At 70.6% G+C, this 22,791-nt stretch carries 22 protein-coding genes; 9 read left to right on the top strand and 13 right to left on the bottom strand.

Features of this window, described 5'->3' with window-relative positions:
• The first annotated feature begins 10 nt into the window (after positions 1 to 10).
• Positions 11 to 1,123 carry a PfkB family carbohydrate kinase gene (locus KCH87_RS30400; protein WP_210589587.1) on the top strand — a complete coding sequence of 371 codons (1,113 nt, stop codon included), beginning with the start codon at positions 11 to 13 and terminating at the stop codon, positions 1,121 to 1,123.
• A gap of 53 nt (positions 1,124 to 1,176) precedes the next feature.
• On the opposite strand, the gene era is transcribed toward KCH87_RS30400, so the two are convergent.
• The gene (gene era, locus KCH87_RS30395) at positions 1,177 to 2,136 is read right to left on the bottom strand and encodes a GTPase Era (RefSeq protein ID WP_210589586.1); all 960 of its coding nucleotides are present in this window, start codon (positions 2,134 to 2,136) and stop codon (positions 1,177 to 1,179) included.
• Positions 2,137 to 2,286: 150 nt separating this feature from the next.
• On the opposite strand from era, the gene KCH87_RS30390 reads away from it, so the two are divergent.
• Positions 2,287 to 2,625, top strand: coding sequence for a P-II family nitrogen regulator (locus tag KCH87_RS30390; protein WP_210589584.1), 339 nt, complete (start codon positions 2,287 to 2,289; stop codon positions 2,623 to 2,625).
• Positions 2,626 to 2,829: 204 nt separating this feature from the next.
• Here the strand turns inward: KCH87_RS30390 and KCH87_RS30385 are convergent, their stop codons facing one another.
• The 3 genes from KCH87_RS30385 to KCH87_RS30375 form a co-directional block, all read right to left on the bottom strand.
• The gene (locus tag KCH87_RS30385) at positions 2,830 to 3,300 is read right to left on the bottom strand and encodes a hypothetical protein (RefSeq protein ID WP_210589581.1); all 471 of its coding nucleotides are present in this window, start codon (positions 3,298 to 3,300) and stop codon (positions 2,830 to 2,832) included.
• Positions 3,301 to 3,512: 212 nt separating this feature from the next.
• Positions 3,513 to 3,866 (bottom strand): cytidine deaminase, encoded by a 354-nt coding sequence (locus KCH87_RS30380; protein ID WP_210589578.1) that lies wholly within the window; start codon positions 3,864 to 3,866, stop codon positions 3,513 to 3,515.
• A gap of 28 nt (positions 3,867 to 3,894) precedes the next feature.
• Positions 3,895 to 4,716 carry a helix-turn-helix transcriptional regulator gene (locus tag KCH87_RS30375; RefSeq protein WP_247197065.1) on the bottom strand — a complete coding sequence of 274 codons (822 nt, stop codon included), beginning with the start codon at positions 4,714 to 4,716 and terminating at the stop codon, positions 3,895 to 3,897.
• 158 nt (positions 4,717 to 4,874) lie between these two features.
• Between KCH87_RS30375 and KCH87_RS30370 the strand changes: the two genes are divergently transcribed.
• Entirely contained in the window at positions 4,875 to 6,308 is a 1,434-nt protein-coding gene (locus tag KCH87_RS30370; RefSeq protein WP_210589572.1) for an MFS transporter, read from the top strand.
• Here the strand turns inward: KCH87_RS30370 and KCH87_RS30365 are convergent.
• The 5 genes from KCH87_RS30365 to KCH87_RS30345 all read right to left on the bottom strand — a co-directional run bounded on the left by KCH87_RS30365 (position 6,270) and on the right by KCH87_RS30345 (position 10,505).
• Positions 6,270 to 6,629 (bottom strand): MmcQ/YjbR family DNA-binding protein, encoded by a 360-nt coding sequence (locus KCH87_RS30365; protein WP_210589570.1) that lies wholly within the window; start codon positions 6,627 to 6,629, stop codon positions 6,270 to 6,272. The two genes, KCH87_RS30370 and KCH87_RS30365, sit on opposite strands and share 39 nt — an antisense overlap.
• A complete protein-coding gene (locus KCH87_RS30360; protein ID WP_210589568.1) occupies positions 6,626 to 7,933 on the bottom strand; it encodes a hemolysin family protein in 1,308 nt (435 codons plus the stop codon). The genes KCH87_RS30365 and KCH87_RS30360 overlap by 4 nt, the downstream gene beginning before the upstream one ends.
• Complete coding sequence (ybeY, locus tag KCH87_RS30355; RefSeq protein ID WP_210589567.1) at positions 7,930 to 8,427, bottom strand: rRNA maturation RNase YbeY; 498 nt, start codon at positions 8,425 to 8,427, stop codon at positions 7,930 to 7,932. The genes KCH87_RS30360 and ybeY overlap by 4 nt, the downstream gene beginning before the upstream one ends.
• A 13-nt stretch (positions 8,428 to 8,440) precedes the next feature.
• Positions 8,441 to 9,499: a PhoH family protein gene (locus tag KCH87_RS30350; protein ID WP_210589565.1), complete on the bottom strand. Its 1,059-nt coding sequence runs from the start codon at positions 9,497 to 9,499 to the stop codon at positions 8,441 to 8,443.
• A gap of 157 nt (positions 9,500 to 9,656) precedes the next feature.
• A complete protein-coding gene (locus KCH87_RS30345; protein WP_210589564.1) occupies positions 9,657 to 10,505 on the bottom strand; it encodes a helix-turn-helix transcriptional regulator in 849 nt (282 codons plus the stop codon).
• 132 nt (positions 10,506 to 10,637) lie between these two features.
• Between KCH87_RS30345 and KCH87_RS30340 the strand changes: the two genes are divergently transcribed.
• Positions 10,638 to 11,492, top strand: coding sequence for an NAD(P)-dependent oxidoreductase (locus KCH87_RS30340; RefSeq protein ID WP_210589562.1), 855 nt, complete (start codon positions 10,638 to 10,640; stop codon positions 11,490 to 11,492).
• A 70-nt stretch (positions 11,493 to 11,562) separates the two neighbouring features.
• Here the strand turns inward: KCH87_RS30340 and KCH87_RS30335 are convergent, their stop codons facing one another.
• The 4 genes from KCH87_RS30335 to KCH87_RS30320 all read right to left on the bottom strand — a co-directional run bounded on the left by KCH87_RS30335 (position 11,563) and on the right by KCH87_RS30320 (position 15,543).
• The gene (locus tag KCH87_RS30335) at positions 11,563 to 12,801 is read right to left on the bottom strand and encodes an MFS transporter (RefSeq protein ID WP_210589560.1); all 1,239 of its coding nucleotides are present in this window, start codon (positions 12,799 to 12,801) and stop codon (positions 11,563 to 11,565) included.
• Positions 12,798 to 14,102: a GH1 family beta-glucosidase gene (locus tag KCH87_RS30330; protein WP_210589557.1), complete on the bottom strand. Its 1,305-nt coding sequence runs from the start codon at positions 14,100 to 14,102 to the stop codon at positions 12,798 to 12,800. The genes KCH87_RS30335 and KCH87_RS30330 overlap by 4 nt, the downstream gene beginning before the upstream one ends.
• A 79-nt stretch (positions 14,103 to 14,181) precedes the next feature.
• Positions 14,182 to 14,448: a protealysin inhibitor emfourin gene (locus KCH87_RS30325; RefSeq protein ID WP_210589554.1), complete on the bottom strand. Its 267-nt coding sequence runs from the start codon at positions 14,446 to 14,448 to the stop codon at positions 14,182 to 14,184.
• Positions 14,449 to 14,469: 21 nt separating this feature from the next.
• A complete protein-coding gene (locus KCH87_RS30320) occupies positions 14,470 to 15,543 on the bottom strand; it encodes a M4 family metallopeptidase (protein WP_210589551.1) in 1,074 nt (357 codons plus the stop codon).
• A 348-nt stretch (positions 15,544 to 15,891) separates the two neighbouring features.
• On the opposite strand from KCH87_RS30320, the gene leuA reads away from it, so the two are divergent.
• From leuA to KCH87_RS30295, 5 genes are all read left to right on the top strand, one after another.
• Entirely contained in the window at positions 15,892 to 17,637 is a 1,746-nt protein-coding gene (leuA, locus tag KCH87_RS30315; protein ID WP_210589549.1) for a 2-isopropylmalate synthase, read from the top strand.
• Between the two features lie 256 nt (positions 17,638 to 17,893).
• Entirely contained in the window at positions 17,894 to 18,589 is a 696-nt protein-coding gene (locus KCH87_RS30310; RefSeq protein WP_210589547.1) for a TerB family tellurite resistance protein, read from the top strand.
• Positions 18,590 to 18,738: 149 nt separating this feature from the next.
• Positions 18,739 to 20,826 carry an MMPL family transporter gene (locus KCH87_RS30305; protein WP_210589545.1) on the top strand — a complete coding sequence of 696 codons (2,088 nt, stop codon included), beginning with the start codon at positions 18,739 to 18,741 and terminating at the stop codon, positions 20,824 to 20,826.
• A 100-nt stretch (positions 20,827 to 20,926) separates the two neighbouring features.
• Positions 20,927 to 22,102: a sensor histidine kinase gene (locus KCH87_RS30300; protein WP_210589684.1), complete on the top strand. Its 1,176-nt coding sequence runs from the start codon at positions 20,927 to 20,929 to the stop codon at positions 22,100 to 22,102.
• A complete protein-coding gene (locus KCH87_RS30295; protein ID WP_210589542.1) occupies positions 22,099 to 22,764 on the top strand; it encodes a response regulator transcription factor in 666 nt (221 codons plus the stop codon). The genes KCH87_RS30300 and KCH87_RS30295 overlap by 4 nt, the downstream gene beginning before the upstream one ends.
• Positions 22,765 to 22,791 lie beyond the last annotated feature (27 nt).

The following is a 22,791-nucleotide window of genomic DNA, read 5'->3' as shown; positions in this document are numbered from 1 at the left end:
GGAGCGCACCGTGATCGCGTCCAACAGAGAGGGACACCACTGCCAGGCCCAGGTCGACCCCTTGGCCGCTCTGCGCAGGCCCGGCGACCCGCCGTGGGACGTGTACCTCACCGGCACCGTCTTCCTCGACATCATCTTCACCGGCCTCGACTCGGCCCCCGTGCGAGGCACCGAGTCCTGGGCGCGGGGGATGGGTTCCAGCCCCGGCGGCGTCGCCAACATGGCGACCGCGCTGGCCCGCCTCGGCCTGAAGACGTCCCTCGCCGCGGCGTTCGGCGACGACCACTACGGCGAGTACTGCTGGGACGCCCTCGCGCACGGCGAGGGCATCGACCTGTCGCCGTCGCGCACGGTGCCCGGCTGGCACTCCTCGGTCACCGTCTCCATGGCGTACGAGGGCGAGCGCACGATGGTCTCCCACGGCCACGAGCCGCCGCCGGAGGAGCCCGCGCCGGACTGCCCGCCACGCGCGCGTGCCGCCATCGCCTCACTCACCCCGGGCAAGCCCGACGTCTGGGTCGCCCAGGCCGCGAGCAAGGGCGCCCGTATCTTCGCCGACGTCGGCTGGGACGACACCGGTGCCTGGGATCTGGCGGGCCTGTCCGACCTCAAGTACTGCGAGGCGTTCCTGCCGAACGCCGACGAGGCCATGCGCTACACCGGCGCCACCTGCCCGCGCGCCGCCGCCCACGCCCTCGCCGAACATGTGCCGCTCGCCGTCGTCACCCTCGGCAAGGATGGTGCGTACGCCGTCGACCGGCGCACCGGCGAGACCGCCGAGGTGCCCGCGATCGCCGTGGAGGCCCTCGACCCGACCGGTGCCGGAGATGTCTTCGTGGCCGGCTTCGTCACCGGCACCCTGGCCGGCTGGCCCCTCGCCGACCGCCTCGCCTTCGCCGGTCTGACCGCCGCCCTGTCCGTCCAGGAGTTCGGCGGCTCCCTGTCGGCCCCCGGCTGGAGCGAGATCGCCACCTGGTGGCGCGAGGTGCGGTCCCTGGAGGGCCAGGACCAGGCAGCGCTCCAGCGGTACGCGTTCCTTCAGCCCCTGGTCCCGGAGGCCCCGGCCCGCCCTTGGCCACTGGCCCGCGCGGTCCCGACGATCGGCTTCCGCGGGTCGACCTGACGCCGGGCGGCCTGACGTCGTACGGCCACCCGGCAGCCGTACGACCTGAGGGCTCAGAACCCCAGCTTCCGCAGCTGCCGCGGGTCCCGCTGCCAGTCCTTCGCCACCTTCACATGCAGGTCCAAGAAGACCGGCGTGCCCAGCAGTGCCTCGATCTGCTTGCGGGACTTGATGCCGACGTCCTTCAGGCGCTTGCCCTTGGGGCCGATGATGATGCCCTTCTGGCTGGGGCGCTCGATGTAGACGAAGGCGTGGATGTCGAGGAGCGGCTTGTCGGCGGGGCGCCCTTCGCGGGGCAGCATCTCCTCGACCACCACCGCGATGGAGTGCGGCAGCTCATCGCGTACGCCCTCCAGCGCGGCCTCGCGGATCAGCTCCGCGATCATGACCTGTTCCGGCTCGTCGGTCAGGTCGCCCTCGGGATAGAGGGCGGGACCCTCCGGCAGCAACGGCACGATCAGGTCGGCCAGCAGGCCCACCTGCTGGTCCGCGACCGCCGACACCGGCACGATCTCCGACCACTCGAAACCGAGTTCCTTGCCGAGCTGGTCGATGGCGATGAGCTGCTCGGCCAGCGTCTTGCTGTCCACGAGGTCGGTCTTCGTGACGATCGCGATCTTCGGCGTCTTCTTGATGGACGCCAGTTCCTTCGCGATGAACCGGTCACCGGGGCCGAGCTTCTCGTTCGCCGGCAGACAGAAGCCGATCACGTCGACCTCGGCCCAGGTGGTGCGGACGATGTCGTTCAGCCGCTCGCCGAGCAGCGTGCGCGGCTTGTGCAGCCCCGGGGTGTCCACCAGGATCAGCTGCGCGTCGGGCCGGTGCACGATGCCCCGTACCGTGTGCCGCGTGGTCTGCGGCTGGTTCGCGGTGATCGCCACCTTCTGGCCGACCAGAGCGTTCGTCAGGGTGGACTTGCCCGCGTTGGGGCGGCCCACGAAGCAGGCGAAGCCGGCGCGGTGTGTGGCCTCGGACGGCTCGGATGACTGGGTGCGAACGCTCATGGCGCCCATTCTCCCTGATCCAAAGGCCCCCGCCGCACCAGCGCACGCCCCGCGCCCTTACGGTGCACGCCGAGACGGCATACGATCGCGGCGTCCTGGGCCCCGGCGCCCCGGTCGGCGCGCCCCCGTCCCCTCCGCCCAGAAGGTCAAGAGCCAGGCATGAAGCTGATCACCGCGATCGTCAAGCCGTACCGCCTCGACGAGGTCAAGACCGCGCTCCAGGAGCTCGGCGTGCACGGCCTGACCGTCACCGAGGCCAGCGGCTACGGCCGTCAGCGCGGCCACACCGAGGTGTACCGCGGCGCCGAGTACCAGGTCGACCTGGTGCCGAAGGTCCGTATCGAGGTCGTCGTCGAGGACGCCGACTCGGAAGCCGTCATCGACACGATCGTCAAGGCCGCGCAGACGGGGAAGATCGGGGACGGGAAGGTGTGGGCGCTGCCCGTGGAGACGGTCGTACGAGTACGGACGGGCGAGCGCGGCCCCGACGCGCTCTGATCACGAGCACGACCCGACCACCGCCACGACCAGCAGCACCACGCCCACCAGCCACGGCAGCGCGAAGAACGACGCGCTCCCCGACTCGGGAGGCGTGGCAGCTCATGGCGATGATGCGCTCGGCGCCCAGTTCCTGACGGGTCGTCAGTTCCTGTGCTCCTACCAGGAACTGACGACCCCTCGGCTATGGTGCGCTGCCGTCTGTCAGTCGAACACGAACGGACCCGGCGACTGCGGCCCGGTCGCCGTGCAGGTGATGGTGATGCCGAGGACCGACATCGTCAGCGATCCGCCGAACGCCTCCAGGCTGTCGCCGGAGGCCACGGTCCCGGGGAGCGGACCGACCTGGACGTCGTCGCCGGCCGCCATGGCCGGGTTCTCCGTGGCGGTGAAGGTGGTGGTGCCGCCGCTCGCCTTCACGAGGGTGAGGGTGGACGTGATGGAGTCCGCGCCCAGCGCGATCGGCGCGGTGATGGCGGAGGACGTGAGGGTCATGGTTGCTGCGGTGCCGTCCTGCGTGGCCGTGAGTGTGGCCTCGCCACCGCCGAAGCTGCCGCAGTCGGCGGTGATCGTCGCCGACCCTGGGGCGACGGCGAGGGCGGCTGGGGCGAAGGCCAGGCCGGTGACCGCGAGGGCCCCGACCGTCAGTGCCGCACCCGTTGCTATGCGTTTCATGGGGAATCCGGCTCCCTTCCCGTATCTGGGAAATGCCATGTGGGGATGGATTGGGAGAGCCCGACGGGGGCCGTCGACGCGCGCGGTGCGGGACGCTCGGTGGGGGGTGGGGGGAAGAATCTGACGGACCGTCGGAACTACGGGTCCCATTGATGCGTGTGAGACGCGGGTCGGCAAGGACGAATTCCGGACGACTCTGAAAACGACGATTTTCAGCCTGCGGTGACGGTGCTCCGCACAGTGCCGTCGGGCCCGGCGATCAACACCGCCGTCCCCGGTCCGCCGAGGTCCGCCACCGCCGCCCGGTCCTCGGCCGGCACCGACTCGGCCTCCGTGACCACGGCCGCCGCCTCCAGCGACTTCGCCCCGGACGCCACCGCCATGGCCACCGCGGTCCGCAACGCGCTCAGCTTCAGGGAGTCGAGGGCGACGGTCCCGGCGACATAGGTGCGGCCGGTCTCGTCCCGTACGGCCGCCCCCTCGGGCACGCCGTTGCGGGCCCGCGCGGAACGGGCCAGGGTGACGATCTTGCGGTCCTCGGGGTCGAGCGCGCTGCTGTCGGTCATGACCTGAGCATACGAAGAACCCGCCCGCTCATCCCGCCACGGGGTACATCGCCCCGCGCCGCCCCTCCGGCGAGGCCAGCCACTCCAGCTTGGCCGCGCTGTTCGCCTCGTCCAGCGGAGTGTGGAGTACGACGGTCAGGTCGGGCCGCGCCGGCAGTTTCATCTGCGTCGACTCGACCACCAGCAGCCCCACCACCGGATGGTCCAGCTCCTTGCGGATCTGCCCGGCGTCCTCGATGTCCCGTTGCTCCCACAGCGCCGTGAACTCCGCGCTCGCCGCCTTCACTTCGGCGAGCACGGCTTGAAATCCCTCATCGTCGGGGCAGGCCGAGCACGCTGCCCGGAACTGGGCGACGACCGTACGGGCGTTTCGCTCCCAGCTCTTGGACCGAGAGCGGTACAGCGGGTCGGTGAAGAAGTCGACGACGCAGTTCTGGGTGCTGCCGGGCCGCATGCCGAGCACCGCCGCGGCCGCGTCGTTGTACAACACGCAGTTGTAGTACATGTCCACGATGTGGGCCGGATACGGCTGCCAGGCGTCGATGAGCCGCCGCAGCCCCTCGCACATGTCCTCCTTCTCGGGCTCGACCTCGGGCACCGGCGGGTTGAGCCCGGCCAGGATGTACAGGTGGCGCCGCTCGGTGTTGCTGAGCCGCAGCACACGGGCGACGGCGTCGAGGACCTGCGGCGAGACGGAGATGTCCCGGCCCTGCTCCAGCCACTGGTACCAGGAGGCGCCCACTCCGGCGAGTACGGCGACCTCCTCACGGCGCAGTCCCGGCGTACGGCGCCGCGCACCGCCGTCGGGCAGGCCCGCCTCGGCCGGGGAGACCCGGGCCCGCCGGCTCATCAGGAACTCGCGCAGTTCACGCCGCCGATGCGCCCTGCCCGGCCCGGTCTCGATCACGTCCGCCACGTACGCCCCCCGTTGTGCGCTGCCTGGTGGTGCCACCACCAGCACAACTTCCCGCTCCCCACGGCTATTCCGGCGCCACGAGGCTCGTACCCATGGCGATCGACACCGCATCCACTCCTCCGCCCCCGACCACCCCCGCGGCCCGGCTCTCACCCCGCGACAGGCTCGTCCTCTTCGTCCTGTGCGCCGCCCAGTTCATGGTCGCCCTCGACTTCTCCGTGCTGAACGTGGCGCTGCCCGTCCTCGGCGCGGACCTGGGCATGAGCCAGTCCGCGCTCCAGTGGGCGGTCACGGCGTTCGCGCTGCCGTCCGGCGGATTCCTGCTCCTCTTCGGCCGGATCGGCGACCTGTACGGGCGTCGCCGGCTGTTCCTGACCGGCCTGGCGCTGTTCGGCGCGGCCTCGGTGCTGGCGACGTTCGCATGGGATCCGGCGTCGTTCCTGGCGGGCCGGGCGTTGCAGGGCGTCGGTGCGGCGGCGATCGTCCCGACCGGCATGTCCCTGCTGACGACGACCTTCCCGGAGGGCCCGGCCCGCGATCGCGCGGTCGGTATCTCCGGCACGCTGCTCTCCCTGGGCTTCACCGTCGGCATGGTGGCCGGCGGGACCCTCACGGACGCGTTCGGCTGGCGCTCGACGATGGGCCTGCTCGCACTGTTCGCGATGCTCGTACTGCCGCTGGCGCCCGGCCTGCTGCCGGAGTCCCGCACCCCTGAGCGCCCGCACCTGGACGTGCCCGGCGCGATCACCGTCACCGGAGGTCTGCTCTCGCTGATCTACGCCCTGTCGACGGCCGCCGACCACGGCTTCGGCCGTCCGGACGTCATCGTGACGCTCATCGCGGGCGTCCTGCTGCTCGCGGCCTTCGGCTACGTCGAGTCCCGCACCGCCGCCCCGCTGGTGTCCCTGCCGATGCTGCGCCGCGGGACGGTGGCGTGGGGCAACCTGGGCGGTCTGGTCACCTTCTCGATGATGTCGACGGTGGTCTTCGTGCTGACCCTCTACCTCCAGGAGATCCTGGACCTGTCCGCCTTCGAGACGGGCCTCGTCTTCGGCTTCCAGGGCGTGCTGTCGGTGGTCGCGGGCGTGTACACGCCGAGGATCGTCGGCCTCATCGGAGCCCGCCGCACGCTGGTCGCCTCGCTCGCCGGACAGGGCGCACTCACGGCCGCCCTGCTGGGCCTCGACACGCGCACCTGGTCCGTCTGGCTCGCCACGGCCGCCGTCTCCCTGGCCAGCATGTGCCACCTCGGCGCGATCATCTCGTACGGCCTGACCGTCACCTCCGGCGTCCCGGACGGGGAACAGGGGCTGGCCACCGGGCTGGTCACCTCGACCCAGCAGGTGGGCCTCACGATCGGCATCCCGCTGCTCGGTGTACTGGCCACGACGTCCTCGGACCTGATGTCCGGCGTGCACACGGTCGTGGCGATCGACGCGGCGATCGTGCTGGCCGCGGCCGTACTGGTCGCGCTCGGGCTGCGGGTGTCAGGGGCGGTCGAGGCGAAGCCGGTCGGCGCGCGGTAGACCGGCGACCACCAGGTCGTACGAGTCCTCGACGAGCTCCCGGACCAGCCGGTCCGGGAGCTCTCCGTCCACGGTGACCGTGTTCCAGTGCCGCTTGTTCATGTGCCAGCCCGGGATGATCAGGCCCTCGTACTCACCACGCAGCCGGATCGCGTCCTCCGGGTCGCACTTGAGATTGACCGTCAGCGGCCGCGCGCCCAGGTTCGTCAGGGCGAAGAGCTTGCCCAGAACCTTGAAGACGGACGTCTCCGGGTTGAACGGAAAGTCCTCCACGGCCGCGTTGAAGGACAGACAGAGGGCGTGCAGCTGCTGAGGGGTCACTGCGACTCCTTCTCCTCCTCCGGCGGATCCAGTGGCCCCACCGGCTCCACCAGCACCGTCACGATCTTGTTCCGGCGGCCCGCGGCGGCCTCGGCGGTGAGGCGCAGCTTGCGGCCGTCGGGGAGTTCGACGACGGACGACGCGCCGGCGATGGGGACGCGGCCGAGGGCCTTGGCGAGGAGTCCGCCGACGGTTTCCACGTCCTCGTCGTCGTACGACTCCAGGTCGTACAGCTCGCCGAGATCGCCGATGTCGAGGCGGGCGGTGACGCGGTGGCGGTCGTCGCCGAGCTCCTCGACGGGCGGGAGTTCGCGGTCGTACTCGTCGGTGATCTCGCCGACGATCTCCTCGAGGATGTCCTCGATGGTGACGATGCCGGCCGTGCCGCCGTACTCGTCGATGACGACGGCGACGTGATTGCGGTCCTGCTGCATCTCGCGGAGCAGATCGCCGGCGTTCTTGGTGTCGGGCACGAAGGCGGCGGGCCGCATGGCCGTGGACACCAGCTCGGACTCGGCGTCCCGGCTGATGTGCGTCTTACGGGCCAGGTCCTTCAGGTACACGATCCCGACGATGTCGTCCTCGCTCTCGCCGGTCACCGGAATGCGGGAGAAACCGGAGCGGAGGGCGAGGGTGAGGGCCTGGCGGATGGTCTTGTAGCGCTCGATGACCACCAGGTCGGTGCGCGGGACCATGACCTCCCGCACGAGCGTGTCACCCAGCTCGAAGACGGAGTGCACCATGCGGCGCTCCTCGTCCTCGATGAGGGACTCCTTCTCGGCGAGGTCGACCAGCGCGCGCAGCTCCGCCTCGGAGGCGAAGGGGCCGCGGCGGAAGCCCTTGCCGGGGGTGAGGGCGTTGCCGATGAGGATCAGCAGCGGCGGGATCGGGCCCATCACCCGGGCCAGCGGCAGCAGGACGTACGCCGCCGCCGTCGCGGTGTTCAGCGGGTGCTGGCGGCCGATGGTGCGCGGAGAGACGCCGACGGCGACGTACGACACGAGGACCATGACGCCGATCGCGGCGAGCAGGGCCTGTGTGGTGCTGTCGATCTCCTTCAGACAGGCGTACGTGACCAGCGCGGCGGCGGCCATTTCGCAGGCGACGCGGACCAGCAGGGCGACATTGAGGTAGCGGGTCGGGTCGGCGGCGACCTGGGCGAGTTTCTCGCTGCCGCGGCGGCCGGACCTGACGGCCTCCTCGGCGCGGAAGCTGGAGACGCGGGCCAGACCTGCCTCCGCGCAGGCGGCGAGCCAGGCGACGACGACCAGCGCGACGGCGCCGGAGATCAGCGGGAGGCTCATGACACGGTCGGGGCCGGGGACGGGCCGGTGAAGCCCTTCTCCGCACGCCACCCGTCCACGATGGCGGCCTGGAGACCGAACATCTCGGCCTTCTCGTCCGCTTCCTCATGGTCGTAGCCGAGCAGGTGCAGCACTCCATGGACGGTCAGGAGCTGGAGCTCCTCGTCCATGGAGTGCTGCGTCTCGGCTTCCTTGCCCTGCTTCTCGGCGACCTCGGGGCACAGCACGATGTCGCCGAGCAGACCCTGCGGCGGCTCGTCGTCGTCCTTCATCGGCGGACGCAGCTCGTCCATCGGGAAGGACATGACGTCCGTCGCGCCCGGCAGGTCCATCCACTGGATGTGCAGCTGTTCCATGGCGTCGGCGTCCACGACGATCACCGAGAGCTCGGAGAGCGGGTGGATGCGCATCCGCGCGAGCGCGTAGCGGGCGATGTCGAGGACCGCCTGCTCGTCGACCTCGGTTCCGGACTCGTTGTTGACGTCGATCGACATGGTGCTGGCTTGTCTACTTCCGCTTGTTACGGCTGCCCTTGTGGGTGCCGTTCTCCGTGCCGTGGTGGCTGTCGTACTTCTCGTACGCGTCGACGATACGGCCGACCAGCTTGTGCCGTACGACGTCCTGGGACGACAGACGGGAGAAGTGGACGTCGTCGAGGCCCTCCAGGATGTCCTGGACCTGACGCAGACCGGACTTGGTGCCGCTGGGCAGGTCGACCTGTGTCACATCACCCGTGATCACGATCTTCGATTCGAAGCCGAGGCGGGTCAGGAACATCTTCATCTGTTCGGGGCTGGTGTTCTGGGCCTCGTCCAGGATGATGAACGCGTCGTTGAGCGTACGGCCGCGCATGTACGCCAGCGGCGCGACCTCGATCGTGCCCGCCGCCATGAGCCGCGGGATCGAGTCGGGGTCGAGCATGTCGTGCAGCGCGTCGTACAACGGCCGCAGATAGGGATCGATCTTCTCGTAGAGCGTGCCCGGCAGGAAGCCCAGCCGCTCGCCCGCCTCGACCGCGGGTCGCGTCAGGATGATGCGGTTGACCTGCTTGGACTGAAGGGCCTGCACCGCCTTGGCCATGGCGAGATAGGTCTTGCCGGTACCGGCGGGGCCGATGCCGAAGACGATCGTGTGCTTGTCGATCGCGTCGACGTACCGCTTCTGGTTGAGGGTCTTGGGGCGGATCGTGCGGCCGCGGGAGGAGAGGATGTTCTGGGTGAGCACCTCGGCGGGGGTCTCCTCGCCGTCGCTCTCCCCGTTCTCACTCGCCCTGAGCATGGCGATCGAGCGTTCCACTGCGTCCTCCGTCATCGGCTGTCCGGTGCGGAGCACCAGCATCATCTCGTCGAACAGGCGCTGGATGAGGACGACTTCAGCGGCGTCGCCGACCGCGCTGATCTCATTGCCCCGGACGTGGATGTCGGCCGCCGGGAAGGCCTTCTCGATCACGCGCAGAAGGGAGTCGCCGGACCCCAGGACGGTGACCATGGGGTGCTGGGCGGGGACGGTGAACTGTGCTCGTGCCTGCCCCTGCGCAGGAGTGTCAGCTGTAGGTGTCTGAGTCATGGGCCGGCTCTGTAGGCCTGCACGTCCTCCTCATTACATCTCGCCCGCCACAAGGGCGGCCTGGCGATTTCAAGGGTACGCCGGGAGACTGACATCGCCGTAGGTCTTTTCATCGGACCGGCTCATGGGTCTTACCCTCTGTGACCGTTCGGTGGGGTCAGGGTTTACCCACCGACATGTCCTGAAGGCCCACCACGCGCAGCAGCTGTAGACGTTCGTAGGACTCCGTGCCCGGGCGGGCGGTGTGGATGACCAGGAGCTGGTGGTGTTCGTGGCTGAGCATGACCTCGCAGTCGAGGTCGAGCAGGCCGACCACAGGGTGCCGGAAGCGTTTGGTCGCCCGGTGCCGCAGCGACACCTCGTGCTCGTCCCACAGGCGCGTGAACTCCTCGCTCGACGACCGGAGTTCGGCGACCAGCGCGGCCGGCTCCGGGTCGTCGGGGCGGGCGGCGGCCACCGCACGCAGATTGGCCACATGGGCGCGTGCGTGATCGGCCCGGTCCTCCTCCGGGAACAGGGTGCGCGCCTCGGGGTCCAGGAAATAGAGGCGGAGGAGGTTGCGCTCGCCCCGGGGGCGGGACATCACATCGTGGGTCAGTGCCCTCGCCATGGTGTTCTGGGCCAGCACCTCGCCGCAGTCCGTCACCACCTGCGCCGGTGTGTCGTGCAGCCGGTCCAGGATCAGCATCAGGCCGGGCGGGACGTGCGTCGACGCCGTCTCGCGGCGCGGCGGCTCCTCGCCGGCCAGGTGGAACAGATGGTCGCGCTCGTCGGCGGTGAGACGCAGCGCGCGGGCCAGCGCCGCCAGCATCTGCCGGGACGGGCGCGGACCCCGGGACTGCTCCAGGCGCGTGTAGTAGTCCACCGACATGCCCGCCAGCTGCGCCACCTCCTCGCGCCGCAGACCGGCCGTACGGCGGCGGGCGCCCGGCGTCAGGCCCACGTCCGACGGGGAGAGACGGGCGCGGCCCCGGCGCAGGAAGTCTGCGAGTTCGGCTCGGTTCACCCCTCCAGCGTGCGACAGCCCGCCCGCCTTATCCAGGGACTCTCGATCCCCTGATCAACGGGTCTCTCCCGGCCGGCGCGAGTCTCTCCGAGGGTGGTGGCACGAGAACATCCGGTTCGTGAGGAGCAGATCATGCTGACACTGGTGACGGGGACGACGGGGCAGGTCGGCCGACGGTTCACGCCGAGGCTGCTGGCGCAGGCCGCGGCGGGGGAGAGGGTGCGGGTGCTCGTGCGTGATGCCGCGCGCGCGGAGCGGCTGGCGGAGCTGGGCGCTGAGGTCGTCGTCGGGGACCTGCGGGACGAGGACGCGCTCGGCAAGGCGGTCGCGGGAGTGGACGCGGTCGTGAACGTCGCGGCGTCCTTCCGCGGGGTGCCCGACGAGGAGGCGTGGGCCGTCAACCGGGACGCGGCCGTGGCCCTGGGCCGTGCCGCGCTGGCCTCCGGTGTACAGCGCTTCGTGCAGGTCAGCACAGGGATGGTGTACGGCGTCGGACGGGGCCGCCCGCTGACCGAGGACGACGAGTCCCGGCCCGGCGGCGAGATGTGGGGGGCCTACAACGAGTCCAAGATCGAGGCCGAGCGGGAGCTGCTCGCGCTGGACGGCATGGACGTGCGCGTCGGCCGGCTCCCCTTCGTGTACGGCGAGGGCGATCCGCACCTCGCCCAGTCGCTGATGTGGGCCGCGAACTGGGCGCCGGCCCAGCGGCTTCAGATGGCCCACCATGTGGACGTCGCCCAGGGTCTGTTGCGGCTGCTGTACGCGCCGGGAGCCGATGGCCGTGTCTACAACATCGCCGACGACGCGCCCGTCACGGCGGTCGAGCTGTACCAGCTCAACGGCGTCGAGATCCCCGCGGAGCTGCACACCAACACGGACCCGGACCCGTGGTTCGGGATCATGTCCACGCAGCGGATTCGGCGGGAGCTTGGTTTCCGGCCGACTTTCCCGAGCGTGTGGTCGGCTCGGGACGCGGGAGCGCTGTAGGGCGGCACCGTCTTTCGTCTGCGGGTCCGTTGTGGCTGGTCGCGCAGTTCCCCGCGCCCCTGTGGGGCGCCTAGTCCACCCCTCTTATCCGGCTCACCAGCAACGCTCCGGCCAACCCGACCCCCGCGGCCACCAGATACAGCACCCGGTAGCCACCCAGGTGCGTCACGATGGGGGCGGCCAGGGCGGGTGCCGCCGCCTGGGGCAGGGCGTTGGCCACGTTGATGACGCCGAGGTCCTTGCCCCGGTCCCGGGCCTTCGGCAGGACGTCCGTCATCAGGGCGAAGTCGACCGACATGAACACCCCGAGGCCCAGGCCCAGCAGCGCTGCCACGATGATCGCGCTCGTCCAGGTCTGCCAGCCGGCCAGCAGGGCCGTGGCCGCGGCCATCAGCACTCCGGACCAGCGCACGAAGGGCTTGCGGCGGCCCGAGCGGTCGGACCAGATGCCGCCCACGACGACCGTGGCGAGCAGCGTCACGCTGTTCACCGCGGTCAGGATCAGGACGCCCTCCTCGGGGTCGTCGTAGTGGAGGCGGTCCCGCAGGTAGTAGAGCAGGTAGAGGATCACGAGGGCGTTGCTGAGGTTGATCAGGAAGCGGGTCAGCCAGGCCCAGCCGAAGTCCGGGTAGCGGCGCGGGCTCAGCCAGAAGCCCCCGAAGAAGGTCTTCGCCGACCACGCCGGCCGGTCCGCGGCCTCCAGCCTGAGATCCCCGTACCGCAGCACGTACGGCAGGACACCCGCCAGCGCGAACACCGCGCACGCCGCATAGCCCGCCGCGATCCCGCCCGCCGCCGTCGCCAGCCCCGTACCGACCACGGCCCCCAGGATCTGCGCCGCCCCCAACCACCCGCCCACCGACCCCCGTTGCAGCCGCGGCACGCGGTCCGGCACCGCCGCCGTGACCGCCGCGAAGGACGCGTTCAGGGTCAGCTGGACCAGGCACCAGCCCACCGCCATCGTCCACAGCCCGCCCGCACCCGCGAGGAGCAGCAGCGACAGCGCGCCGCCCGCCGCGCCGGCCACGATCCACGGCGTACGGCGGCCCCAGTGGGCCGTGGTGCGGTCCGACAGCGCGCCGAAGAACGGGTTGGCCGCCAGCGACACCACGGCGCCCACCGCCGCCACCCACGCCAGCAGCGTCTCCTTCGACATGCCCGTACCGGGCGCGAAGTCCTCCGCCTGCCGGGCGAGCAGGATCTGCAACGGGCCGTACCAGCCCACCCAGATCGCCACGTTGGCCAGCGACAGGGCCGCCGTCCAGCCCTTACCGACCCGGTCGACGGGTTCCGCGAAGGCCGTGGTCACCTCTGGGCCCGGAGGAGCTCCTGATACCAGGCGTACGACGCCTTGGGCGTCCGTGCCTGCGTCTCGAAGTCCACGTGCACCAGGCCGAAGCGGCGCGCGTACCCCTCCGCCCACTCGAAGTTGTCCAGCAACGACCACACGAAGTAGCCGCGCACGTCCACGCCCGCCGCCAACGCCCCGTGCAGCGCCCGCACATGACCGTCCAGGTAGGCGATCCGCTCCTGGTCGTCCACGCCCTCGTACGAGCAGCCGTTCTCGGTGATCACGACGGGCGGGAGCCGGTCGCCGTAACGCTCCCGGAAACCGGTGAGCAGCTCGGTCAGGCCCTCCGGGACCACCGGCCAGCCGAAGTCCGTCACCGGGACACCCTCGATCTCCTGGACGGAGAAGGGGAGTTCGGCCGGGATCGTCAGCCCGCCGAACTCGATGTCGGTGCCCTGCGGGGCGCCCACCCGGGCCGGCGCGTAGTAGTTGACGCCGTAGAAGTCCAGCGGCTCCCCGATGACCTTGAGGTCGGCCGCGACGTCCCCGGGCATCAACTCGCCGATTCCTTCGGGGTATTCACCGAGCAGGACGGGGTCGGCGAAGAGCCGGTTGAGCAGCAGGTCGTAGAAGTCGGCCGCCTCCAGGTCCGGCTGTTCCCGGGAGGCCGGCCAGGTCGGGCCGTGCGAGTTGGCGATGCCGATGTCGGTGGCGCCGGACGCGCGCAGCGCCTGCACGGCCAGGCCGTGGGCCAGGAGCTGGTGGTGGGCGGCGGGCAGCGCGTCGAACATCAGCTGCTTGCCCGGTGCATGGGCGCCCAACGCGTGGCCGAACAGGGTGTGTTCGGCGGGTTCGTTGATGGTGATCCACTTACTGACACGGTCGCCCAGGCGGTCGGCCACCGTCGACACGTACTCCGCGAAGGACAGAGCCGTGTCCCGCTTCAGCCAGTCCAGGGACACCGGCAGGTCCCAGTGGAAGAGGGTCGGGACGGGCCGTACGCCCGCCCGGCACAGCTCGTCGACCAGACGGTCGTAGAAGTCCAGGCCGTTCGGGGAGTTCACCCGCGGCCAGGAGATCGAGAAGCGGTAGGCGTCCACGCCCAGGCCGGCCAGGAGTGCCACGTCCTCGCGGTAGCGGTGGTAGTGGTCGCAGGCCACCGCCGCCGTCGAGCCGTCCTTCACCCGTCCGGGCTCGGCCGTGAAGGCGTCCCAGACGGAGAGTTCGCGTTGGTCGGCCGCTCCCTCGATCTGATGGGCGGACGTCGAGACGCCCCACAGGAAGTCGGACGGGAACTGCGGTATCGGGTCAGTCGCCATGCGCCGGATCATCCGTACCGTCGGTAACGGAAGTCAACGGGCGGGCGTGAACAAGCAGTTACGTGCCGCCCTCGATTCCTTACGCGCCTTCCTTCAGTACACGTGAGATCAGTTTCCGCTGCTCCTCCGTGAGCCGCGGATCCGAGCAGTACGCCGTCCTGCCGTCCACGGTGATCTGGTAGCTGAAGCCGTCGGGTACCCCGACGGGGGGCACGCCCCGGCCCGCGGAAACCGCCTTCTCGGCCAGGGCGTGCCACTCGTTCGCATCCGGCCGCCCCGAGGTCTCCACCTCGGCGTGCCGCTCGATACCCGCGAATCCGCCCGTGCGCCTCACCTCAATACGCATGGGGTCCTGTCTAGTACGGAACTAGAGGGTGCGCACCCCGACCTGCTCCCAGGCCTTGACCACGGCCTGGAGCTCCTCGCCGCTGTCGCCGAACCGTGCCTTCGCGGCAGCGACCGTCAGCGTGGCGAAGTCGGTGAAGAGGGCCTGTTCCTTCAGTTCGCCCCCGGTCAGCACGTCGTACCAGATCTGCCCGGCCCGCTCCCAGGCGTGGCCGCCGAGAGCGGTCGCCGCGAGGTAGAAGGCGTGGTTGGGGATGCCGGAGTTGATGTGGACGCCGCCGTTGTCGCGGCCGGTGCGGACGAAGTCGTCCATGGTCCCGGGCTGCGGGTCCTTGCCGAGGACGTCGTCGTCGTACGCCGTGCCCGGCTCCTTCATGGAACGCAGCGCCTTGCCGGTGACGCGCGGGGCGAGGAGGCCGGCGCCGATCAGCCAGTCGGCCTCGGCGGCGGTCTGGCCGAGGGTGTACTGCTTGATGAGCGAGCCGAAGACGTCGGACATCGACTCGTTCAGGGCGCCCGGCTGGCCGAAGTAGGTGAGGTTGGCCGTGTACTGGGTGACCCCGTGGGCGAGTTCATGGCCGATGACGTCGATCGGGATGGTGAAGTCGAGGAAGATCTCGCCGTCGCCGTCGCCGAAGACCATCTGCTCGCCGTTCCAGAAGGCGTTGCCGTAGTCCTCGTCGTAGTGCACGGTCGCGTCGAGCGGCAGACCGTTGCCGTCGATGGAGTCGCGCTCGTACGCCTTCAGGAACAGCTCGAAGGTGGCGCCCAGGCCCGCGTGGGCGCGGTTGACGGTGGCGTCCTTGCCGGGTTCGTCGCCCTCGGCGCGGACCTTCTTTCCGGGCAGATCGGTCTTGTGCCCGGCGTCGTAGATCGTGCGGTGCGGTTTGCCTGCGGCGGCTTCGGCGGGCGTGGCGATGGCCGGGGCGCCGAGGACCGTGGTCAGGCGGCGGTGGGTGCGCTGGTAGGCGTCGCGCTCGAGGGTTTTGCGAGCGGGGCCTGCGAGCGTGGGGTCCTCGGCCTGGGCGAGCTTGTCGAGGATGTGGGGTGGCACGACGGTGCAGAAGACGGGCGTGAAGCCCCCGTTTGTCGTCATGCCCGGCACGATGGCACTGCGTTAGCTTTCTGTCACTATCGGCGACCTTGATTGGTGAAATGTGGGGACGTTTGCGTCATAGGTGGTTGCGCTGTGTTATTGGCCGCGGGCCGTGTGTGGCTGGGCGCGCAGTTCCCCGCGCCCCTGGCGGGGCGCTGTAGTCCCGCATATTGATACAGAAGCCCGTATCCGGGAGCGGCTCCGCTAGCATGCTGCGCATCATGTGTTTCGGGCTGCTTCTCCTTAGCTGCCGCGGCGAGGGCCTGTAGTCGAGGCCGACTCCCTCCCCGCGGTGCTTGGTGTTGCGTCGTCGGCCGTCCTTCCGGACACCCTGAGGAGCCCCGCACCATGGCGAACCGCCAGCAGCCCAGTTCCATGCCGATCCACAAGTACGGCCGGTACGAGCAGGTCGACATCGCCGACCGCACCTGGCCGGGACAGCGGATCACCGCCGCCCCCCGCTGGCTCTCCACCGACCTGCGCGACGGCAACCAGTCCCTGATCGACCCCATGTCGCCCGCGCGCAAGCGCGCGATGTTCGACCTGCTGGTCAAGATGGGCTACAAGGAGATCGAGGTCGGTTTCCCGGCCTCCGGCCAGACCGACTTCGACTTCGTGCGCTCCATCGTCGAGGAAGAGGGCGCGATCCCCGACGATGTCACCATCTCCGTACTGACCCAGGCCCGCGAGGACCTGATCGAGCGCACGGTGGAGTCCCTGAAGGGCGCCAAGCGGGCCACCGTCCACCTCTACAACGCCACCGCCCCGGTCTTCCGCCGGGTCGTCTTCCGCGGCTCCAAGGACGAGATCAAGCAGATCGCCGTCGACGGCACGCGGCTGGTCATGGAGTACGCCGAGAAGCTGCTGGGCCCGGAGACGGAGTTCGGCTACCAGTACTCGCCGGAGATCTTCACCGACACCGAGCTGGACTTCGCGCTGGAGGTCTGCGAGGCGGTCATGGATGTGTGGCAGCCCGGCCCGGGGCGCGAGATCATCCTCAACCTGCCCGCCACCGTGGAGCGTTCCACGCCGTCCACGCACGCGGACCGTTTCGAGTGGATGGGCCGCAACCTGACCCGCCGCGAGCACGTCGTCCTGTCGATCCACCCCCACAACGACCGCGGTACGGCCGTGGCCGCCGCCGAGCTGGCGCTGATGGCCGGCGCCGACCGTGTCGAGGGCTGTCTGTTCGGACAGGGCGAGCGCACCGGCAACGTCGACCTGGTCACCCTGGGCATGAACCTCTTCTCCCAGGGCGTCGACCCGCAGATCGACTTCTCCGACATCGACGAGATCCGTCGTACGTGGGAGTACTGCAACCAGATGGAGGTCCACCCGCGCCACCCGTACGTGGGCGACCTGGTCTACACGTCCTTCTCCGGCTCCCACCAGGACGCCATCAAGAAGGGCTTCGACGCGATGGAGGCCGACGCGGCCGCCAAGGGCGTCACCGTCGACGACATCGAGTGGGCGGTGCCGTACCTGCCGATCGACCCGAAGGACGTCGGCCGCTCCTACGAGGCCGTGATCCGCGTCAACTCGCAGTCCGGCAAGGGCGGTGTGGCGTACGTCCTGAAGAACGAGCACAAGCTGGACCTGCCGCGCCGGATGCAGATCGAGTTCTCGAAGATCATCCAGGCGAAGACGGACGCCGAGGGCGGCGAGGTCACGCCGAAGGACATCTGGGCCGCCTTCCAGGACGAGTACCTGCCGAACCCCGGCAACGCGTGGGGCCGCATCCAGGTCAAGAACGGCCAGTCCACCACCGACACCGACGGCGTGGACACGCTCACCGTCGAGGCGGCGGTCGACGGCACGGACACCGTGCTGTCCGGTACCGGCAACGGTCCGATCTCGGCCTTCTTCGACGCCCTTCAGTCCGTCGGCATCGACGTACGGCTGCTGGACTACCAGGAGCACACGATGAGCGAGGGTGCGTCCGCGCAGGCCGCGTCCTATATCGAGTGTGCGATCGGCGACAAGGTTCTGTGGGGTATCGGCATCGATGCGAACACGACGCGGGCGTCGCTGAAGGCGGTCGTCTCCGCCGTCAACAGGGCGGGTCGCTCCGCGGGTGGAGGCGACGAGGGGTAGTGCCGCGATGGGGCGTCGGTCGAGTGCGGCGCCGTCGTGGCTGGTCGCGCAGTTCCCCGCGCCCCTATCGGGGCTGTAGTACCCAGGGTTTTTATGGCCCGGTCCGCTGTATACCGGCAGGCCGGGCCTGTCGTTTTCCGGCCAATCCCTGTGCAGGTCACGGGTAGGTCTCGTCCTGGGTGCTGACTCCAGCTCAACAATGTGGCTAACATCACGCAGGCGCGGCGATGTTGCCGTGGGGTTACGGAGGTGCGACGTGCTGCCTGGACGGGGACGAGACGGCCGTGCTGTCAGGCGTGCGCGCATGCTGGGCACCCGTACCGCGTGGAGTGCCGTCGGCGACGGCGAGTTCTTCTGTCCCGGATGCGGGGGCGACCGGAATTACCAGCGGCTGGCCGGCCGGCGCCGGTTCATTCTGCTCGGTGTGCCCGTGCTGCCGCGCGGCGAGACCGGGCCGGTCGTGGAGTGTGCTGCCTGTCGCCGGCACTTCGGCACGGACGTCCTCGACCATCCGACGACCACCCGTTTCTCCGCGATGCTCCGCGACGCCGTGCACACCGTCGCCCTCGCGGTCCTCGCCGCGGGCGGCACCTGTAGCCGTACGGCCCTGGAGGCCGCCGCGACCGAGGTCCGCGCCGCCGGCTTCGGCGACTGCACGGAGGACCAGCTGAACGCCCTGGTCGAGGCGCTCGCCGCGGACACCGGCCGGGTCTACGGCGAACCCTGCGGTGCGGGCCTGGCCATAGAGCTCCACGAGGCCCTCGACCCGCTGGCCCCGCACCTCGCCGCCCCGGGCCGGGAGTCGATCCTGCTCCAGGGCGCCCGGATCGCCCTCGCGGACGGCCCGTACACACCGGCCGAGCGGGACGTGCTCAGCACGGTGGGCGCGGCGCTCACGATCTGCGGGGACGACGTGAGCCGGCTGCTGGCGGCGGCGCGTACACCGTCGTAGTCGTGGCCGTACTCCCCAGGGAGTAAAGCGGCCTCCGTGCCGCCCCTGGCAGTACCCCTTAACTCGCCCTCACGCGCGACGAACAGCCCCCCTCCCGCCGGGAGTCTGGAGAACGACCCAGACACCCCGACCGGAGGGAGGCCCGTCACATGGGGGCCGCAAAGACATCCGTACGGCGGCGGCGTGCCGTGCCCTGGCTGCTGCTCGGGCTGTGGATCGCCGTACTGGCGATCGCCTCGCCGTTCGCCTCGAAGCTGGGCGACGTCCAGCGTGACCGTGCCGTCGACTATCTGCCGGCCAGCGCCGACTCCACGCAGGTCGCCAAGATCCAGGAGCGGCTGCCCGGTGGTGAGGCCACCGAGATGGTCGTCGTCTACCACCGCGACGGCGGGCTGACCGCCGCCGACAAGACCACCGCCGCCGACCAGATCGAGTCGATCGCGGGTGCGCACACGCTGACCGGCGAACCGGCCGCCGTCCCGTCCCGGGACGGCACCACCCTGATGTACCCGGTGGCCAGCACCGAGCCCGGCACGGACGAGAAGGCCCGGGACGAGCTGGTCATCGACGTACGGGACATCGCGCAGGGCGGCGACGGGCTGAGCGTCGACGTCGGCGGTTCGGAGGCGCTCGACACGGACGCCTCCGAGGTCTACGACTCGCTCGACGGACCGCTGCTCTACACCGCCCTCGCGGTCGTCGCGCTGCTGCTGATCCTCATCTACCGCAGCCCGTTCCTGTGGCTGGTGCCGCTCTTCGTCGCCGGTGTGGCCGACTATCTGTCGATGGGCCTCGCCTACGGGCTCAACCAGTGGTTCGGGACGTCCGTGTCCGGCCAGAGTTCCGGCATCATGACGATCCTCGTGATCGGCGCGGGGACCGACTACGCGCTGCTGCTCGTCTCCCGGTACCGGGAGGAACTGCGGCGCATCGAGCGGCCGTACGACGCCATGGTCACCGCCCTGCGCGGCTGCGGGCCCGCCGTGCTCGCCTCCTCGGGCACCGTCGCCGCCGGACTGCTGTGCCTGCTTGCCGCCGACCTCAACTCCAGCCGGGGCATGGGCCCGCTCGGCGCCCTCGGCGTGCTGTGCGCGCTGGTGGCCATGCTGACCCTGCTGCCCGCGCTGCTGGTGCTGCTGGGCCGGCGGGTGTTCTGGCCGCTGGTGCCGCGCTACGGCAGTACACCCAAGGTCCGCCGGTCGCTGTTCTCCGCGATGGGCAGCTCCGCCGGGCGGCGTCCGCTGACCGTGCTCGCCGGCGGCGCGGTCCTGCTCGGGGCGCTCGCGCTGGGCACGCTGAACCTGCCCGGCACCATCAAGCAGGAGGACTCCTTCACCAGCAAGCCCGAAGCCGTGGCCGCCATGGAGACCCTGGCCAAGGCCTACCCCGAGCAGGGCACGCAGCCCATCAGCGTCATCGCGCCCACCGACCGCGCCGACGCCGCCCTGGCCGACATCCGCGACACGGGCGGCGTGGAGAGCGCCGAACGCGGTCGCAGTGGCGACGGCTGGACCGAGATCTCCGTACTCGCCGCCGCCCCGCCGCAGTCCCCGGGCGAGACCCGCACCATCGAGGATCTGCGCGACCGGCTCGACGGCTCCTACGTCGGCGGAGGGAGCGCCGAGCAGATCGACCTCAAGGACGCCAACGCCCGCGACCGGCTGATCGTCGTGCCGATCGTGCTGCTCTCGGTCCTGCTGATCCTCGTCGCGCTGCTGCGCAGCATCGTCGCGCCGCTGCTGCTGGTGGCCGCCGTGGTCGCGGTGTGGGGCGCGGCGCTCGGCATCGGCGGGCTGGTCTTCGGGCCGGTGTTCGGCTTCGAGGGCACCGACCCCGGACTCGGGCTGCTGTCCTTCGTGTTCCTCGTCGCCCTCGGTGTCGACTACGGCATCTTCCTGATGCACCGGATGCGGGAGGAGGCGCTGAAGGGCGCCGAGCCGGTGGCAGCCGCCCTGACCGCGCTACGGACGACGGGCGGGGTCATCGCCTCCGCGGGACTGGTCCTCGCGGCCACCTTCGCGGTGCTCACCAACATGCCGCTCGTCCAACTCGTCGAGCTGGGCTTCGTCATCGCGGTGGGCGTCCTGCTCGACACCTTCCTCGTCCGCACCTACCTGGTCACCAGCGCGAGCGTCGCGCTGCGCCGCAAGGTGTGGTGGCCGGGCCGCCTCTCCCGCGAGCCCGAACCGCCGGTGCCGCCGAAGGAACCCGAGCCGGTGACCGCGTCCGCCCACTGACCGAACAGGCGCCCCTCCCTCCCGGAGGGGCGCCCTCCGCACGGAAGATGACCCTGTGCAGACACCCACCACGGCACCTCCCCGCCTCGGCGAGCGGGTCATGGCGGCGATCAACCGCGACCCCCGCACCGCCCCGCACGGCATGCGCAACGACGCGCTGCTGGCCGGGGCGCTCGCCGTCGTCGCGACGGCCCTCGCCCTGCTCGTCAACGACGGGCTGCGGCCCGACGCGCTCGGCTGGACCCTGCTCCTCGCCGCGCATGTGCCGCTCGTGTGGCGGCGGCGCCGCCCTGTGCTGGTCCTGCTCGTGGCGATGCCCTGCGTCGCGCTGTACCACGCCCTCGACAACAACCACTCCGCGCCTATTCCGGCGACCATGGTGGTGCTGTACACGATCGCGGCGACCGGCACGGTGCGCCGTACGCTGCTCACCGGCACCACGATCCTCGGCGTGACGCTGATCATCAACGCCCTCACCAACCCCGACGGGGTGGTGGAGCTCCTGCGGATCTCCGGCTGGATCATCGCCGTCCTCTTCCTCGGCATCGACGTCCGCTTCTACCGCCAGTACGTCCGCGCCATCGTCGAACGCGCCGAACGGGCCGAACGCACCCGCGAGGAGGAGGCCCGCCGCCGCGTCGCCGAGGAACGCCTGCGCATCGCCCGGGACCTGCACGACCTGCTCGCGCACAGCATCACCCTCATCGGCGTGCAGACCTCCGTCGCCGCGCACGTCCTGGCCGCCGACCCCGAACGCCTCGACCGGGAGACGGTCGCCAAGGCCCTCGACGACATCGCCGGCACCTGCCGCACCGCGCGCGGCGAGCTGCGTACGACCCTGGAGGTGCTGCGGGAGCACGGCTCGCCCGACGCCCGCGGCCCGCTGCCCGGCCTCGACGGTGTGCCCGACCTCGTGCAGACCGCCCGGCTGGCGGGCGCGCGGGTGGAGCAGACGGTACGGATACGGCAGGCCCCGCCCGCCGTCGGCGCCGCCGTCTACCGCATCGTCCAGGAGGCGCTGACCAACGTCGTACGGCACGCCGGGCCCGAACCGGCCGTACGCCTCGACCTGTACGAGAAGGAAGGCGCCCTGTACCTCGCGGTCACCGACGACGGCACCGGGTCCCCGGGTGCCGCACAGCCCGGCTTCGGGATCGTCGGCATGCGGGAGCGGGCCCGCAGCGTGGGCGGCACCCTCGACGCCGGACCGCGGTCACAGGGCGGCTTCGAGGTGGCCGCCGTACTGCCCATGACCACCCTGGAAGGGACCGGATGACCATCCGAGTGCTGCTCGCGGACGACCAGACCCTCGTCCGCGCCGCGTTCGCCATGCTCGTCGAGTCGGCCCGCGACATGGAGGTCGTCGGCCAGGCGGGCACCGGTCGCGAGGCCGTGCGGCTGGCCCGCAGCGAACGCGCCGACCTCGTCGTGATGGACATCCGCATGCCCGACCTGGACGGCATCGAGGCGACGCGGCTCATCGCGGCGGACGAGGACCTCGCCGGGGTGAAGGTCCTCGTCCTCACCACCTACGACACCGACGAGCACATCGTCGACGCGCTGCGCGCCGGCGCCTCCGGCTTTCTGGTCAAGGACACCCGTCCGGCCGAACTGCTGGACGCGATCCGCACGGTGGCGGCCGGGGAGGCGCTGCTGTCGCCGGGGCCCACGGCACGGCTGATCGAGCGACTCCTGCGCAGCCCTTCGGCCCCGCCGGCGGAGGTCGGACCCGAATGCCTTTCCGAACGCGAGCGGGAGGTGCTCACGCTCGTCGCGCGCGGGCTCAACAACACCGAGATCGCCGAGGCGTTGGGCCTGAGCCCGCTGACGGCGAAGACCCACGTCAGCCGGATCATGGGGAAGCTGGGGGCGAGAGACCGGGCGCAATTGGTCATCGTGGCGTACGAGTCGGGGATGGTCACACCGGGGACCATGTGACGGACAGCATCCGACGATCCGTCAGGG

The organism is Streptomyces sp. GESEQ-35 (assembly GCF_017948485.1).
Taxonomy (GTDB): Bacteria; Actinomycetota; Actinomycetes; order Streptomycetales; family Streptomycetaceae; genus Streptomyces.
This window is presented reverse-complemented; position numbering and strand designations above follow the sequence as displayed.